This window comes from Segatella salivae F0493, assembly GCF_000477535.1.
GTDB lineage: Bacteria > Bacteroidota > Bacteroidia > Bacteroidales > Bacteroidaceae > Prevotella > Prevotella salivae.
Genome location: NZ_AWGW01000007.1, coordinates 314,857 through 332,638, shown reverse-complemented (window position 1 = coordinate 332,638; position 17,782 = coordinate 314,857). Strand labels below are relative to the sequence as shown.

The 17,782-nt window shown below is 41.9% G+C and carries 12 protein-coding genes; 9 read left to right on the top strand and 3 right to left on the bottom strand.

Annotation, left to right across the window (positions count from 1 at the left end):
• The first annotated feature begins 14 nt into the window (after nucleotides 1-14).
• Nucleotides 15-2,327, top strand: a complete 2,313-nt coding sequence (locus HMPREF9145_RS03950; RefSeq protein ID WP_021825050.1) for a cation:proton antiporter domain-containing protein — start codon at nucleotides 15-17, stop codon at nucleotides 2,325-2,327.
• A 4-nt stretch (nucleotides 2,328-2,331) separates the two neighbouring features.
• Nucleotides 2,332-2,751 carry a Fur family transcriptional regulator gene (locus HMPREF9145_RS03945; protein ID WP_021824987.1) on the top strand — a complete coding sequence of 140 codons (420 nt, stop codon included), beginning with the start codon at nucleotides 2,332-2,334 and terminating at the stop codon, nucleotides 2,749-2,751.
• Nucleotides 2,752-2,823: 72 nt separating this feature from the next.
• On the opposite strand, the gene HMPREF9145_RS03940 is transcribed toward HMPREF9145_RS03945, so the two are convergent.
• Nucleotides 2,824-3,780 carry a LuxR C-terminal-related transcriptional regulator gene (locus HMPREF9145_RS03940; protein ID WP_021824866.1) on the bottom strand — a complete coding sequence of 319 codons (957 nt, stop codon included), beginning with the start codon at nucleotides 3,778-3,780 and terminating at the stop codon, nucleotides 2,824-2,826.
• A gap of 371 nt (nucleotides 3,781-4,151) precedes the next feature.
• Between HMPREF9145_RS03940 and HMPREF9145_RS03935 the strand changes: the two genes are divergently transcribed.
• The 7 genes from HMPREF9145_RS03935 to HMPREF9145_RS03900 all read left to right on the top strand — a co-directional run bounded on the left by HMPREF9145_RS03935 (nucleotide 4,152) and on the right by HMPREF9145_RS03900 (nucleotide 15,993).
• The gene (locus HMPREF9145_RS03935) at nucleotides 4,152-5,999 is read left to right on the top strand and encodes an alpha-amylase family glycosyl hydrolase (RefSeq protein ID WP_021824939.1); all 1,848 of its coding nucleotides are present in this window, start codon (nucleotides 4,152-4,154) and stop codon (nucleotides 5,997-5,999) included.
• An 870-nt stretch (nucleotides 6,000-6,869) separates the two neighbouring features.
• Nucleotides 6,870-8,216: an adenylosuccinate lyase gene (purB, locus tag HMPREF9145_RS03925; RefSeq protein WP_021824876.1), complete on the top strand. Its 1,347-nt coding sequence runs from the start codon at nucleotides 6,870-6,872 to the stop codon at nucleotides 8,214-8,216.
• 190 nt (nucleotides 8,217-8,406) lie between these two features.
• Complete coding sequence (locus HMPREF9145_RS03920) at nucleotides 8,407-9,879, top strand: pseudouridine synthase (protein ID WP_007135514.1); 1,473 nt, start codon at nucleotides 8,407-8,409, stop codon at nucleotides 9,877-9,879.
• Nucleotides 9,880-9,893: 14 nt separating this feature from the next.
• Nucleotides 9,894-11,285: an asparagine--tRNA ligase gene (gene asnS / locus HMPREF9145_RS03915; protein ID WP_021825126.1), complete on the top strand. Its 1,392-nt coding sequence runs from the start codon at nucleotides 9,894-9,896 to the stop codon at nucleotides 11,283-11,285.
• A gap of 2 nt (nucleotides 11,286-11,287) precedes the next feature.
• A complete protein-coding gene (gene trpS / locus HMPREF9145_RS03910) occupies nucleotides 11,288-12,373 on the top strand; it encodes a tryptophan--tRNA ligase (RefSeq protein WP_021825010.1) in 1,086 nt (361 codons plus the stop codon).
• Nucleotides 12,374-12,950: 577 nt separating this feature from the next.
• A complete protein-coding gene (locus HMPREF9145_RS03905) occupies nucleotides 12,951-13,883 on the top strand; it encodes a hypothetical protein (RefSeq protein ID WP_021825117.1) in 933 nt (310 codons plus the stop codon).
• Nucleotides 13,858-15,993, top strand: coding sequence for a hypothetical protein (locus tag HMPREF9145_RS03900; RefSeq protein WP_036906417.1), 2,136 nt, complete (start codon nucleotides 13,858-13,860; stop codon nucleotides 15,991-15,993). The genes HMPREF9145_RS03905 and HMPREF9145_RS03900 overlap by 26 nt, the downstream gene beginning before the upstream one ends.
• Here HMPREF9145_RS03900 and HMPREF9145_RS03895 read toward each other — a convergent pair.
• Entirely contained in the window at nucleotides 15,981-16,739 is a 759-nt protein-coding gene (locus HMPREF9145_RS03895; protein WP_021825001.1) for a sigma-70 family RNA polymerase sigma factor, read from the bottom strand. The genes HMPREF9145_RS03900 and HMPREF9145_RS03895 overlap by 13 nt on opposite strands.
• Complete coding sequence (locus HMPREF9145_RS03890; RefSeq protein WP_021825072.1) at nucleotides 16,717-17,781, bottom strand: DUF4435 domain-containing protein; 1,065 nt, start codon at nucleotides 17,779-17,781, stop codon at nucleotides 16,717-16,719. The genes HMPREF9145_RS03895 and HMPREF9145_RS03890 overlap by 23 nt, the downstream gene beginning before the upstream one ends.
• Nucleotide 17,782 lies beyond the last annotated feature (1 nt).

The window sequence follows — 17,782 nt, the reverse complement described above, 5'->3', positions numbered from 1 at the left end:
TTTATCTTATCTTTATGGCAGAAATACCCAAACTTATAGGAGATCTTGCGTTAATACTTGTTGTTGCAGGCATTGTCACGCTTGTGTTTAAGAAACTCAAGCAGCCTCTTGTCTTGGGCTATATTGTGGCGGGTTTCTTGGTCTCTCCACATATGCCTTACACTATGTCTGTAGTAGATAAGGGCGACATTCATACGTGGGCAGACATCGGAGTGATGTTTCTTTTGTTCTCACTTGGGCTTGATTTCTCGTTCAAAAAGATTCTTAAGATGGGCATGGCGCCTGTAATCGCGGCGCTAACGATAATCTTTTCCATGATGACGCTTGGCATTTTAGTCGGTCATAGCTTTGGATGGGGTCGCATGGATTGTATCTTTCTCGGTGGAATGTTAGCCATGTCATCGACTACTATCATTTATAAAGCCTTCGATGATCTGGGACTTCGTCAGCAAAGATTTGCCTCGTTAGTGATGAGTGTGCTTATACTTGAGGACGTGTTGGCTATCGTTATGATGGTTATGTTGAGTGCTATTGCGGGAGGAAATAAGCCAGATGGTGGCGAAATGCTTGGCTCAATACTGAAGATTGGCTTTTTCCTTGTGTTGTGGTTTGTTGTGGGTATCTTCCTCGTTCCCCTCTTTTTCCGCAAGACACGCAAGCTAATGAATAATGAAACGATGGTCATTGTGGCCTTGGGACTATGCTGTTTGATGGCTGTTTTGTCTACAAAGGTGGGCTTTAGTAGTGCATTCGGTGCGTTCGTTATGGGCAGTATTATTGCCGAAACGGTTGAAGCGGATAAGATCATCAAGTTGGTTGAGCCGGTGAAGAACCTTTTTGGAGCAATCTTTTTCGTGTCGGTTGGTATGCTTGTGCAGCCAGGTGTGCTCGTTGATTATGCCATTCCAATCATCATTATAGTGCTAACCATCTTACTTGGACAAAGTATTTTTGGAACCGCGGGTTTCCTTTTAAGTGGTCAGTCGTTAAAGAATGCGATGCGATGTGGCTTTTCTATGGCGCAGATTGGAGAGTTTGCATTCATCATTGCGTCGCTCGGCTTGTCATTAGGTGTTATTGGTAACTTCCTTTATCCAGTCGTTGTAGCCGTCTCAGTGATAACAACGTTCCTCACACCTTATATGATTCGTTTCTCAGAACCATGCTATGAGCGACTCGAAAAGCATCTTCCCAAGCGGTGGGCACGTAGACTTAAACACGTGGGAAACGTGCATCAGAACTCTAATGAAGAAGAAAATACATGGAAGATTCTGCTTAGGAAGATGGCCGTTAATACGATTATATATGGTATTCTCTCTACAGCTGTTGTGGTGTTAATGTTGACTTTCGCACTTCCTATATGCAGAACAGCACTCGGACACTGGCCCGGTAACGCCTTATGTGGTTCACTTACGGTGCTAATGATATCGCCTTTTCTTCGTTCTTTGGTAATGAAGAATGTGCATAGTGATGAATTTCGCCAGCTATGGACAGAGAGTTTGCTCAATCGTTTGCCTCTTTCCTTTACCATTATTGTACGAGTTGTCATTGCAGCCCTATTCATTTTCTACATCGTAAACTATCTTTCTCGCTTCAAAGTAGCCTTTATGATCACGATTGTTGTTGTGGCTTTAGTGGCTATGGTGTTATCAAGAAGCTTGAAACATCGCAGTATTAAGCTCGAAAGATTATTCATAAAGAATCTTCGTTCACGTGAGATTGCGGAAGAAGTGAGTGGAGAACGTCGCCCATTATTTGAGGGACGACTGCTTGATCGCGATATACACATCGGAGAATTTGATGTTCCTGAGGATTCCATTTGGGTGGGGCGAACGCTAAAGAACTTACAGTTTCGTAACCGCTTTGGTGTTCATGTGAGTAGCATTTTACGCGGTTCACAACGTATAAACATTCCAAACGGAAGTAATATTGTATTCCCTGGCGATAGAATTTCAGTCATTGGAAGTGATGAACAGCTAAAGATGTTCAGCAAAGCGATGGCAACTGAGCTCGTGCCTGAAGACCCGGAAGTCGAGAAAAGGGAAATGAAACTGCGCAAATTAATATTATCTTCCGATACGCCTTTTATCGGAAAGACGCTTGCAGAGAGTGGAATCCGCGACCAATATGGCTGTATGGTCGTCGGCGTTGAAGAGGGACAAGAGAACTTAACGCTAATAGATCCATTGCGAAAGTTTAGAAAAGGCGACATCATTTGGCTCGTTGGAGAGGAAGCCGACATTGAAAGAGTGCGCCAGCAGGTGCCTGTTCGTGCCATGCTTTCAGCGTCATCAGATAGTAGTGTGAATCAATTAACGAAACAATAAACCGATGGGAAAGGAGCAATGTGTTTCATTTTTGACCGAGCATGGCATCAAACCGACTGCCAATCGCATTGTTATCGCCGAGACACTTGCCTCAGCTGACTGTCCTATGTCGGTGAAAGAACTTGAATATCGCATTCTTTCCATAGATAAATCAAATATCTTTCGCACGCTGATGTTATTCAAAGAACATCACCTTGTACATGTTATTGAAGACGGAGATGGGGGACTCAAGTATGAACTTTGCCTGAGTCATGACCACAAAGTGGATGAAGATGAGCACTTACATTTCTTTTGTGAGCGCTGTCATAAAACCATTTGTCTGCATGAAATCCCTGTACCCATTATCTCTCTCCCTGCTGGTTATGAGTTACGTGGCATTAGTTGTGTAGTCAAAGGATTATGTCCGAAGTGCCGAAAGCAATGATATTTCGGGATGAAAAAAGAAAAATGGTGTGATACGTTAAAACGAATCACACCATAATTTTATATCTTTGGATTATAGTTTTACAGCAGAAATGTCAACCAAATGATTCACAATGGCATAGATTGTGAGTCCTGCGGGAGAGTGAATCTGCAACTTTCGGGCAATGTTTCGACGATGGGTAATAACCGTATTGACTGATATATAAAGATGTTCTGCAATTTCTTTGTTGCTCATTCCTTGCACAACACCAATTATAATGTCTTTTTCTCGCTGACTTAATTGGTCATCTCCCGTGGTAGAAGGACTGATCATCTTCGATATATTCAGTGTAACTCCCTGCTGATTCAAGCTCTTTTCCAGTCGTTTTATGGCTGGAATGAAGATTTGATCTTCAACCATTGAGTGCTGGTTTAGCCACGACTCACTGTTATAAATGTCGTAAAGTGTAGCCGTAAGTAGGTTGTTATGCAATTCGTCTGAAGGCAAATATTTTATAATAATGCTTTTCAACTCCAGCCAACGCTGCTCTACTTGTCGATGATGTTGAGAGAAAGTATTGATGTCATAGTTACTCATGACGACACCTTTCAATAGTTGTTCCACATAAGGGAATACCGTTTTCTCTTCATAACGCATATGTTTCATAATCTCGTATGCGTTTTCATCATAGAGCTTTAGAATGAATTGGGCTAAACTATCACGTTCATCTAAGGCCTCAACCAACTCTCTTCGCATGAAAGGTAGTTGGAAATCGATATAATAAGCATGTGAAGCTTTCAGATACTTCAACAGGGTTTCTACCGAGAGATTATCTGCATCATCTTTCCGATAATAACCATTGATTGTGAGATTCACTATGGCAAGGAACGTGTTTGTATCCACATGTTCACTCTCACAGACCTCTTCCACGGTCTTATCTCCAAAGCCTAAGCTGATGCCGAAGCCTCCTAAACTTTGCAAAATGTCACAGTTGTCGCGGATAATGTTGATCATTTTATCATCAGCTTCATAGATCTTCTGATTCTTCATAATGCTTGTAAGTAATTACTTTGTGCAAAGTTATGAAAAAAAATGCTTATACACAATACCCAATTATTATGAAATTCTTTGATATTCAGACTTTATTCACAATCTTTTATTGCTCTTTTTATACTTAAAACCCACTTACAATAGCTTTTAGGTGCCATTGATAGTTCGTATTTTCTTCGTTGGTTCAAGAGACAATCCCTTTGTTTTTGTGAGGAAAATCGAATGATTTGATAACTTTCTTTCTGATTGTTCATCTTATTATTCATATTGTGCAATCGTTTTCATAGAATTTAATCATAAAGTGTTTCAGTGCATTTTTTTTACCATTAAATAATTCGTAACTTCGCATTATAAACCAAAACAATCAATATATGAAGCGTTTTTATCTATTATTGTGTGCCTTGTCAATGGCTGTTTGCACGTTTGCGCAGGGATGGCCTGAGCGTTATGATGGTGTAATGTTGCAGGGATTCTACTGGGATAGCTATGATGACACCAACTGGAATAAGTTAACAAGTGAGGCCGATGAACTCTCTAAGTATTTCAATTTGATTTGGATTCCTAACTCAGGAAACACTGCCGACTTCTACACAAGCCACAGAAAGACGATGGGTTACGACCCATGTTTCTGGTTAAATCATAACAGTTGCTGGGGAACGGAAACGCAATTGCGAAACATGATCAATCTTTTCCATTCGAAAGGAACGGGATTTATTGAAGACGTTGTTATCAATCATAAGAATGGACTCAATAGTTGGGTGAACTTTCCACAGGAGAATGTGACGGGAACTAAAACCGGAAAGCAATATAAAGTGGAGTGGGACAACACCAATTATACCCAGATTTGTAACACCGATGAAGCCAATAGAAATGCTGATTCGGGCGTAAAGGGAAGGATAAGAGGGGCTGCTGATACTGGAGATGATTTTGATGGATTCCGTGATCTCGACCATACCAATGCCACAACCCAGGCGAATGTGAAGACCTATCTTGACTTTTTGCTCAATGAACTCGGTTATGTGGGCTTCAGATACGATATGGTTAAAGGCTTTAAAGCTTCATTTGTGGGGATATATAACCATGCAGTGCAGCCTCGTTTCTCTGTAGGCGAATACTGGGACACTGCAAAAGATAAGGTGATTGCATGGATAAATGGCACGAAAGTGAATGGAGTTGTCCAGAGTGCAGCCTTTGATTTTCCACTAAAATATGGCATTAATGATGCGTTTAACAGCGGAAAGTGGAGTCGTTTGAATGATGCCTGCCTAAGCAACGACCCAAATTATTCACGTTATGCAGTCACCTTTGTAGACAATCACGATACAGGTCGCTATACGAATGACGATGGTAATGCGCCTGTTTATGGCTATGTAGAGGCTGCCAACGCTTTTATTCTCTCCATGCCCGGCACTCCTTGCGTGTTCTTTCCACATTGGCAAAAGCATAAAAAGGCTATAAAGCAGTTGATACTTGCCCGCCATATTGCTGGGATTAATAACCAAAGTCAGATTCTTTTCAGTCAGGCGAAGGACGAAGGTTACGTGCTTAACGTGCAGGGAAGCCATGGAAAGCTGCTGCTTTTGCTTGGAAAGAAGGTGAATTATCCTACAACCGACTATAACTTTGCCTTCAAAGGTGAGGGCTTTGAGCTTTATCTTAGCAAGGGACTTGACTTTAGTGAGCTTATGAATATCAACGATGCAGCATATAGTTTCACGTTGCCTGGCGGACTAAAAGCAAACAAAGATGAACGTTGTGCCTTCTTTGAAGCACCCTCAAGTTGGGGAGTTCCTTCGAAGATTTCATGCTGGAACTGGGATAAAACAGCAAATTATACGAAGGGAACTTGGCCTGGTGGCGACTGTAAATTGGTTAGATTGTTGCCTAATGGACGCCGCATTTTCAAATGGACGATGGGGAATAACGACCGAAAAGCAGTCAGTGGAGACAATGAAGGCATAATTTTCAGCTATAACAATGGTACAAAGACTGTGCAAACAAAAGACATGCCGTTTGTTAATGGCGGTTATTATACGATAGAAGGACTACAATCTGTGGTGCCCGATGTGGTCACTTCGGTACGCAATTTGATAGCAGACGGCGTAGAAACTGACGTTCGTTTGCATGGATGGTATACGCTTCAAGGACAAAAACTCAGTCAAAAGCCTGTACAAAATGGCGTGTATATTCACGATGGAAAGAAGGTTTTGGTGAGATAGAATGAAGAGAATCGTGTCACTAAGGAAATGCTAATGATATCATATTGTTATGCTTTGATTTTATGTTGCGAGTGGTATTGAATTAAGATACGATAATATTCTCTTCGCAAAGTATATGAAAGTATTTTATGGAAGGCCTGAACAAGGAAACTTGTTTGGACCTTTTTTGCGTGTTGTTTGAGGGATATTGATGGATGTTTCGTGTGGCTTTGCATGGAGAAAGTATTGTTTGTGGACTTTGTTTTAATGAATATGATTTAATTTTACAATAGCTTTCTGAAAACGAGCGTATTTGAAACACAAAGAGATTTCGGTTGGATTACGCGCTCTTTTTAGTGGTTTGGTAAGTTGTTGTCAGTCAGATGATTATGTGAAATATATGGAAGAATTGTGCAAAATGCCATGATTTTTAGTTGTAATTCCTATCAATTCATCTTGTTATTTGAGGCATTTCGCATGGTTGTTTGTAGGATTTAGCGCGGTGAACTGCATCATTTTGCAAGCGAATAGCATAGCTTTTAGCTTATTTTCTCTTCTTTTTTGTGCCAAAAACCAATAAATTCGGGATTTTCTTTTCTATTTGATTGCTTTCTGAAGTGTTAAATTTTGAGGAATAAATACAACAAAATAACGGGACGAGCAGGGTTGTTCTGTGGCATGCTTGCAATCGTTTGCATGAATGGTGTGTTTCGAATTGTGGTATAGGCAAACATCGTTTGGCTTATGGAAAAATAGTTGAGATTTATGCAAAAAACTTCGTTTTGAAACAAAAAAGCTTGCTTTTTAATCTTATTTATCATTAACCTCCTTGATAATTCAGCTAAAACCATTAACTTTGTAGCGTTATTATAATCATTGAATTGTATAGTTATGAAACTTGATGCATTGACCGCTATCTCGCCAATTGATGGCCGTTATCGGGCAAAAACAGAACCTCTTGCCGATTATTTCTCTGAATATGCGTTGATAGCTTACCGAGTTCGTGTTGAGATTGAATACTTTATCACGCTTTGTGAGTTGCCTTTGCCACAATTGAAAGGCTTTGATCATGCGCTGTTTGAACGCTTGCGGGACATCTATCGCAACTTTGATGAAACGTCGGCTGCACGAGTTAAGGAGATAGAACAGACCACTAACCACGATGTTAAGGCTGTAGAATATTTCATAAAAGAGGAGTTTGACAAGATTGGTGGCTTGGATGCATACAAGGAATTTATTCATTTTGGACTGACTTCTCAGGATATTAATAACACCAGTGTGCCGCTTTCATTGAAAGAAGCATTGGAGAAGGTGTATATTCCTCAGGTGGAAGAGCTCATTGAACAATTGAAACAATATGCCGAAGAATGGAAAGCGGTGCCTATGTTGGCTAAAACACATGGACAACCTGCCTCTCCTACACGTCTGGGTAAAGAGATAATGGTGTTTGTTTACCGCCTTACGGAGCAGTTGGATGCACTGAAAGCTTGTAAATATACAGCGAAGTTTGGAGGTGCAACGGGTAATTTCAATGCACATCATGTGGCTTATCCGCAGATAGATTGGCGTGCGTTTGGTAACCAATTTGTTAGTGAAAAGCTTGGGTTGGAACGCGAACAATGGACTACTCAGATAAGCAACTACGACCATCTTGGTGGAGTTTTCGATGCAATCAGACGTATAAACACGGTGATAATTGACCTTGATCGCGACTTCTGGATGTACATTTCAATGGAATATTTCAAGCAGAAGATTAAAGCAGGTGAGGTAGGTTCAAGTGCAATGCCCCATAAAGTGAACCCTATTGACTATGAAAATAGCGAAGGAAACCTTGGTGTTGCCAATGCCATTCTGCAGTTCTTGGCACAGAAACTACCAGTAAGTCGCTTGCAACGTGACCTGACTGACAGTACAGTTTTACGTAATGTTGGTGTGCCAATCGGCCATAGTGTTATTGCCATTCAAAGCACTTTGAAGGGTTTGCGCAAGCTAATCTTGAATGAAGAAAAGTTGAAAGAGGACCTCGATAATACCTGGGCAGTAGTCGCAGAGGCTATACAAACCATCCTAAGACGTGAGGCTTATCCTCATCCTTACGAGGCTTTGAAAGCATTAACTCGTACAAACAAGAAGATGACGGAAGAGACTATTCATGAGTTTATCAAGGACTTGGATGTCAAAGATAGCGTGAAAGAGGAGTTAATGGCTATCACTCCTTTGAATTATACAGGTATATAATGCAGCCCAATAAGGCTCTGTTACCACAGAGAATGGGTGAGATAAAGAAAAAATAGAGGCTTTTTCTTAAAACAGAAAGAAGTATGTTGGCATTAAAAATATGCCTGTTGCATGCACAATGAATGATGAATAATGATTTAAAATAAAAGTACTAACCCGGCCGCGAGGCTGAAAATTAAAATTAAAAAACATGGATTCAGAATTAGAAAACAAGACTCAAGATCTGTCAACAGAACAGAATGAGACCACCCGTGAGGGCTACTCACGTCAAGGAGGAAGCTATTCCAGTAGCTATCATGCCACAGGACGTCCCCAACGTCCACGTATACATAGTCAACGAGCATATAGTACTGACCACGTGAATACTAACGAAGTAGAAGGTGGTTTCCGTCCAGAGGGCTTCGGAAGTGGCTTGCAAGGCAATGAACGTCCACAGCGTTCTTATCAACCAAGACAAGGTGGTTACGGCCGCACTCAAGGCGGATATAACAACAATCGCCCAGGAAACTACGGCCGTCCTCAGGTAGGTGGTTATCATCCTCGCTACAATAACGAAGGCGATGAGATGCAAGGCGGTTACCAACCCCGTATGCAAGGCGGTTACAATCGCCCTCAACAAGGAGGTTATCGCCCCCGTTATACGAACAATCCTGACGATCAACAAGGTGGTTATCAGCCTCGTTCTCAGGGCGGATATGGTCGTCCTCAGGGTGGATATAATAACTATCGAGGAGGTTATAACAATAATCGTGGAGGCTATGGACAGCCTGGTGGCTACAACAACCGAGGCGGTTATGGAAATAATCGCGGTGGATATGGTCGCCCACAACAAGGAGGTTATAACAACAATCGAGGCTATAATAACAACAGAGGAGGCTATGATCCGAATGCAAAGTATAGTCTTAAGAAGAGAATTGAATACAAAGAGACACATATAGACCCTAATGAGCCGATACGATTAAATAAGTATTTGGCTAATGCGGGAGTTTGTTCACGTCGCGAAGCTGATGAGTTCATCTTGGCAGGTGTAGTGACTGTTAACGGAAATGTAGTCACAGAACTCGGTACAAAGGTGCTACGCGCTGATGAAGTAAAGTTCCATGATCAGCCCGTTTCATTGGAAAAGAAGGTTTATGTGTTGTTAAATAAGCCGAAGGATTACGTTACAACAAGTGATGATCCGCAACAACGTAAGACGGTAATGGACTTAGTTAAGGACGTATGTCCAGAGAGAATATACCCTGTTGGAAGGTTAGATCGCAACACGACGGGTGTGCTCTTGTTAACCAATGACGGAGACCTTGCGAGCAAACTAACCCATCCTAAGTTCTTAAAGAAGAAGGTTTATCATGTTCATCTCGATAAAAACGTCACAGAAGATGACTTGCAAAAGATTGCAAGTGGTATCGAATTAGAGGATGGAGAGATACATGCTGACGCCATAGAATATGCTGATGAGCGAGATAAAAAGCAAGTAGGCATTGAGATACATAGTGGAAAGAACCGCATTGTTCGCCGCATTTTTGAAAGCCTTGGCTATCGAGTTCTCCGATTGGATCGCGTGCAGTTTGCTGGTCTAACGAAGAAAAACTTGAGACGAGGTGACTGGCGTTTCCTCACCGAACAAGAGGTAGATATGCTTCGAAGCGGTATGTTTGAGTAACAGAAACATTGAAAATGAAAAGAACAAAGATTATCGATGCATTGCAATGCACCGAATATGGCAAGGATATTAACGTGAAAGGATGGGTTCGTTCCCATCGAAACAGCAAGGCAGTTGATTTCATTGCACTCAACGATGGTTCTACAATAAACAACATTCAGATTGTCGTTGATTCGACTTCTATGGATGCCGATACACTGAAAAGCATCACAACGGGTGCTTGTATCAGTGTAGTTGGCACATTGGTACAAAGCCAAGGTGCTGGCCAGACTGTTGAAATACAAAGTAAGGAGATTGAGATTTACGGCCTTTGTCCATCGGATTATCCGATGCAAAAGAAAGGACAAAGCTTCGAATATATGCGAAAGTATGCGCATTTACGCCTCAGAACGAATACCTTTGGGGCTGTATTCCGCATCCGACACAACATGGCTATTGCCGTACATAAGTACTTTCATGACCATGGTTTCTATTATTTCCATACGCCAATCATAACTGCAAGCGACGCAGAAGGAGCCGGAGAGATGTTCCAAGTGACTACGCTTGATCTCTCACGCACGGGTAAAGACGACACGGTTCCATATGAAAAGGACTTCTTTGGAAAGAAGACTAACCTCACGGTTTCTGGTCAATTGGAAGGTGAACTCGGTGCAACCGCACTCGGAGCGATATATACTTTCGGCCCAACTTTCCGTGCAGAGAACAGTAATACGCCTCGACATCTCGCAGAATTCTGGATGATTGAGCCTGAGGTTGCATTCTTAGAACAGGATGAACTCATGGACTTGGAAGAGGACTTTATTAAGTATTGCGTGCAGTGGGCACTTGATAACTGCAAGGATGACCTTGAGTTCCTCAACAAGATGATTGATAAGACGTTGCTTGAGACGTTAGAATCGGTGGTAAAAGAACGCTTTGTGCGCCTCACTTACACTGAAGGCATCCACATTCTCGAAGAAGCTGTTAAGCAGGGACATCAATTTGAGTTCCCAATTACAGGCTGGGGAATGGACTTAAGCAGTGAACATGAGCGCTATCTTGTTGAAGAATACTTTAAGCGTCCAGTCATAATGACCGACTATCCGAGTGAGATTAAAGCCTTCTATATGAAGAAGAACGCCGACGGAAGAACCATGCAAGGCACTGATGTGCTATTCCCTCGCATAGGAGAGATAATCGGTGGCTCGGTAAGAGAAGAGAGTTATGACAAGTTAGTGGCTGAGATTAAGGCGCGAGGAATGGAGAAAGATAGCTATAGTTGGTATCTCGATACGCGCAAATATGGCTCATGTCCTCATGCCGGTTTTGGCTTAGGGTTCGAACGTCTCATTCTTTTCGTGACCGGAATGCAGAATATTCGCGATGTAATTCCGTTCCCAAGAACACCTAAAACAGCTGAATTCTAATTATGGGGAAAATCATATTAACAGGCGACCGCCCTACAGGTAAGTTACATTTAGGCCACTATGTAGGCAGTCTTCGACGTCGTGTGCAGTTACAAAACGAAGGAAACTACGACCGAATGTTTGTGTTTATGGCCGATGTTCAAGCCTTAACAGACAACGCAGACAATCCCGAGAAGATACGACAGAACATCATTGAGGTGGCCCTTGATTATCTTTCGGCTGGTCTTGACCCTCAACTTTGCACCTTATATATACAGAGTCAGATTCCAGAATTGGCCGAATTGACTACTTATTTGATGAATCTTGTCTCTGTTTCGCGTGTACAACGCAACCCAACTGTAAAGACTGAGATCAAGATGCGTAACTTTGAAGCTAATCTTCCGATGGGTTTCTTCTGCTATCCTGTGTCACAAGCTGCCGACATTACGGCCTTCAAGGCGACCACTATCCCTGCAGGTGAGGATCAAGAGCCTATGATTGAGCTTACACGTGAACTCGCACGACGTTTCAATCAGGTGTATAGTGAAGTGCTTGTTGAGCCAAACATCCTGTTACCGGAGAATGCAACAGCACGCCGTTTGCCTGGAACAGATGGCAAAGAGAAGATGAGTAAGAGCCTCGGCAACTGCATTTATCTTAGTGACGACGCTGATACGGTTTGGAAAAAGGTAAAGAGTATGTATACAGATCCAACGCATGTAAACCTCAATGACCCTGGTCATGTTGAGGGAAATGCCGTGTTTACCTATCTCGATGCATTCTCAACCGATCAGGATTTCGCTGATTTCTGGCCCGAATTCAAGAATCTTGACAAGCTTAAGGCAGCCTATACACATGGTGGTATCGGTGATATGAAGTGCAAAAAGCTCTTGAATAGCGTCATCAATCGCATGCTTGATCCTATTCGCGAGCGTCGCCATACGTTTGAACAAGATATTCCTGAGATCTTCAACCTCTTGAAAAAGGGTAGTGAACAGGCTCGGGAAACCGCAGCACAAACCATGGATGAGGTTCGAAAAGCGATGCAAATAGACTACTTTAACGATGCCGCTTTGATACAACAGCAGGCAGAGAAGTATAAAAAGTAGAACATAACACGAGCATATATCCTATATATAATAAGGTGAAAGGCTACAGCATAAAAGCTGTAGCCTTTTATTTTATGTGTAGACGACTAATAAAATAAGCACTTAGCACATTCGGAGGATGCGCATAAACAATTTGTATGAGGCTTTCATTCACAATGATTTCTCTCTTGATTGAATTGCTTTCTCGCTTACGTTTGTATGTTGTTGATTTTCAGACACTTTGTTGTTGCAATACAATGTGCGTCATTTTATCTTGCAATTCCATTCATTTCATTAGACAATTTCAGTCATTTTATGTGGTTGTTTGGTGCAAATAGCGCGCAACTTAGCTATTAATCTCAAGGAGCTATGCTTTGCATCAAAATATGTTTTGATTCCTAAGAACTTATGTTTTGTGTTTTCTCACAAGTTGTAGTGCATTAGTCCTCTTGTGTGTTGGATAGCGGCGGTGTAGTAGTCTGATAGCTTTCGTGGGTTCATTTTATGAAGATAGGTTATCAAAGTTAAAGATTTAACATATTCATAGGAGTTTTTTCTATGGATAATTCCTATCTTTGCAATTATAAACCCGCCGTAGATGAAAGCGAGAAGAGAGTTGGTTTTTCTTTTGTTTTTGGTGCTTTTAACAGGTTGTAAGCATCAATCCACGACACAACATGCGTTAAGAAGTGCTTATTATTGGAGCACATCATGGCGCAATGACTCTCTTGTTGCAAACCGAGTAAAGGGATTAAATAAGCTATACTTACGTTTTTTTGACGTTGTTTTGAATCGCGAAGGTAATCCAACTCCTAATGCAACGCTGCAATTCGCAGCCAAATTACCCCATCATTTAGAAGTAATTCCTGTTGTTTTTATTACTAATGATGTGATGAAATCAGGCACTAATGGACGTGATTTGGCACAAAATATATTGCGAAGAGTATTAAAAATGTGCGAAACTAATGATATTCTCACTCCAAAAGAGCTTCAGATTGACTGTGATTGGACCCTTAGTTCGCGTGCTCATTACTATGATTTTCTGACGCAACTTCATCATCTTGCCGTTAAGAAACATATCACTTTATCGACTACAATACGTCTGCATCAGTTGTCACAACATGTTCCTCCCGTTGACAAAGGCGTGTTGATGATGTATAATACGGGGGATTTCACGGACATAAACTGCACACATCCAATCCTCGATCTAAAGGATGTAATGCCTTATTTGAAGTATTTGAAGAACTATTCTTTGCCCCTTTCTCCTGCTTATCCCTTGTTTTCTTATCGCATTTTGTTTAGAAATGGTCACTATAAGGGCATACTTCATGCCGACAATGACCTTCCGGTGTTGCCCGGAGACAGCGTTGTTGTGAGAAAAGCTACCATAGAAGATGTGCTCAAAGTAAAGCCAACCATCGAAGATTTACGGCCAAGTTTGCGTGACGAAACTATCATTTATGACCTTAGTCCCAATCACATTATAAATTATTCCCCCAAAGATTATGAAGAGATTTATCGTGCTTTTTAGCTTCCTTTTGATGCTATCCTTGCGCTCGTTTGCCTGTGGTCCTGAGCCAATCATACATAATTTCTATATGATGTGCGTTATTAATGAGATCGACACTGGCATCACTTCACCAGACTTTGTCACGCCGTTGTATAAGTATTGGCAGGCATATACGGGCAAGAAAGAAGGTTTCTTTGACAACGATTGTAGCCTACTCGTTGAGACAGCTCGGCGAAAACACGATGCCGAAATGCTTGCTTATGTGCGCAATATCGCTAAATATCAGCAAATATGTGTGCGAAAAAGTGAGCAGTGGGATTATCCTTCAAAAGCTGAAGTCGCGTTAGAGAAAGCACAATTACAACGTATGCGCAATGCCGCTCTTAACTATAAGGGGAGTCGTTTAACTCAACAATACACGTTGTTGCTGATGCGTTGCTATCTGTTGGAAGCCAATGTCAAGGGTATTCTAAGTGTGTGGAACACGCGTGCAAGCCGTTTTCCTGTTGGAATATATAAAGAAATGTGTCGCAATATCTATGCTTATGCATTGTTGAACAGCGGGCATCGTAACGAAGCGCTATCCATTTATGTGAGTCAAGAGGATGTAAACAGCATTCAATGGGCTGCTCGTAACTTCCAGAAATTGGATGGAATTAAAGTCATTTATCATGAGAATCCCAACTCTCCTGTATTGCGTTGGCTCGTTCAAAACTATGTAAATACGGTTCAAGATAATGCAGATCTCGACTGGATGTATAACTATGTAGATGCTGATAACACGCAACAGAAGGTAGAAGCTAAGGCATTTATAGACTTCGCTGAACATGTAGTTGCATCGCGAAAGAGTAGTGAACCCGCGCTGTGGAAAGCCGCTTCAGCGATGGTTTCCTATACACTTGGTGATATAAAAGCAGCCGAATTGAAGAGCCGTTTGGCTATGACGATGAAGGGAACTGTACTTGAATGTGACAATGCTCGGACCATTCATTTCCTTGCTTCAACGGCTTTGATGCGAGAAGGTGCACCATTTGATGCCAACTTTATCGTCAAAGAATTACGCTTTCTCAATAGTAAAGGAACGCCATATTCGTGGGACATGAATTACTATTCACGTGTTTTCGATCGTGTTGTGACGCAGAATATCATAGCATATTATGCTAAGCGTCACAATCTTAATATGGTTGCAGCCGCTCAAGGCATGTTAGAGCGTCGACGACTTCCCAAGAATAATCATGAATATACCTATAGTCCAGGTTACTCAAGATATGCAAACTATGACGAATACTTTGGTTGTTTAGACTCGATGACGGCGAATCAGTTGCGTGGTTATATTGCTTTCATGCATGAAAAACATGACAACGATGTGCTGGCTCAATTCATTTTGCAGCAAAATAAGTATCGGAATCCAAGCTATTTTAATGACCTTTTAGGAACCAAACTCATTGCCGAGGGACGCTTTTCAGAGGCATTACCCGTGTTGAAAAAGGTGCCATTGGCTTATGTGAACGGCCTTGGTATCGCACTATATATGGCTCATCGGGATTATAAAAAGCCGCGTTGGTTCTTCCAACAGCGTGTAAAGGACATCTATAATCTTGGTATAGACGAGGAACTTGAACAGGTTTCGCTGAAATATAATCAGAAGATTACATTCTGTGAAGACATGAGTCGTTTGGAACAACGTTATCAATTAGCCAACGATGCGACGCGTCCTGGGCTGGCATTACAGCTTGCTGTGCGCTATTATCAAGCCTCTTGTTATGGCGATTGCTGGTATCTGACGCATTATGATAAGCTTTATGATGATTCAACTCGGGCCTGGGAAAAGGACTTTGCACAACAAGCAATGACATATCTTGACGTAGCTAAACAGGAGAAGACCCTGCGCCAAGAGGCTCTTTACGCCCGAGCTTTTGTGTTGAACAGTATAACAAGCAATGGACTTTGGTGGTTTTATGATGAAGAAGAACACTATAAAGCCATTAAAAATGATGTGGCTTGTGAGCAAGCTTACGACGAATTGCTGGGCTATATCCGTAAAAATCCATCGCAAGTTGCCGATTACGTGTCAAGATGCGACGTCATACGAAAAGATCTGAAGGCAGTAGGTATGGCCTATTCAAGGTAGGCCTTGAGCATATCTGAAGTCGTATTGCGGTTTAGTTTGCGTACAGCCTTGTTGCGAATCTGGCGTACTCGCTCACGTTTTAGCCCCATTTTCTCAGCTATTTCAGCAAAGGTGAGGTGGGGTTGGCCTATCCCATAGAACGCTTCTACCACGTTTTTCTCACGTTGATTGAGGATGTTCATGGCCTGCATAAGCTCTTCTTTGACCGACGCTTCAAGCACTTCTTGATCTGGACGCGCTGCATTGGGGTCGGAAAGTACGCTGAGCAAGCTCATGTTTTTACCATTTTCTAAGGGTGCATCAACAGAAAAAGCACGACTGTTAGCCTTCTCTTCGGGGCTATTTTCATGCTTTGGAAGTCGGAATATGCCACTCTGTTCGTTGACAGCTGCCTCAATTGCTCGGCGAACGAAAGGCTCGGCATAGCCTACAAAGCGTAGACCGCGACTGCCATCAAAGCTCATTGCTGCCTTCATTAGGCCGATATTGCCTTCACTAATGAGGTCAAGAATGGCTACACCGCGGTCAGTATACTGCTTCGCTATAGCCACAACAAAGCGTAGATTGGCAGAAGTCAGCTTGTTGATGGCACGTTCTGAGCTCGCGCCTCCTTGCTGAATCTGCTGTGAAAGTTTGTTTTCTTCGTCGTCAGAAAGAAGTTCTTCCTTTCCAATCTCATTGAGATAGAGATTCAAAGACTCACTTTCGCGTTCAGAAAGTGGCTTACCTGTTTTTATCTTCTTCATCTTTTCTTGTTTTATTTTGGTTGTCATGAGTTATTGATGTGGCTGAGAACTTCTGCTGTCCAGCGTCTTTCAATGCCTCAAGTATTTGGTTATATTGTGTCGAAAGCATGTATCCGAGGTTCTTTTTCAACATCGTTTCGGCATCACCAACACTGTTTCTATAAGCTGAAATCTCTGTTTTATACTGAAGATTATGCAGAGATTGGCGGCCAATTTCTATTTCGCGTTCACGCATAAGCCTACTACACACGCGCTCAAGCAATGGTAATACGACGTGATTAAATAGGTGATGACCTTGTATATAAAGGTAGGTATTATGGGGATGAACGCCCAATTGCTCCATGTCTTGTCTCACTTCTTCATAGCTTTCACGTGCATCGGGATGGCGAAGTGTTAGTTTTTCAACCGCTTTTTCCACCTTTTTGTGCAGTTGTTCGAGTGTGACCTCGGGGTAATCGATATTGATTTCGCCCATTTTTATTGCGTGATTGAAGTCTGATAAGGTAAATTCTCCATAGTGAGTAGACCTATAAAACCAGATATTCCACACGAAAAGTGGGTATATAATCTCGGAATATTGTCTCATGAAGTCATTGAAATCAAACACCGAATGGTCGTTTAACGACACAGCAACAGCAACGTTATGAAGAGATGAAGCGTAGCATTGTAGGTTCTCAATTGAGTATGCATACGTGTGAAACACAAAGGGATTATAGAGCAATATGCGTGAATTTGGCGAGGAACCCTGCATTAAATAGTCGTAATCGGCATCCACACAAGCTATCATATCCTGTCCAACGGCTTCAAGAAGACTGCTGATTGCTGCTTTCTTTCCACGCTCTAAATGAGTTGATCGCGTAGGAAGCATGACCTCAAAAAAGCGCTCTTGCGTCTCAAATTGACTGAGAATAGTACGCCAAAAGAACACATCTTCATAGCTTTCTACATAGGCAACAATCTTTCGTTTGGCATATTTTGAAGTCAAACGATTAGCTGCTTTGAAGTAATTTGAAGTGATATTGTCTCTCAATCGGCGTCCCATT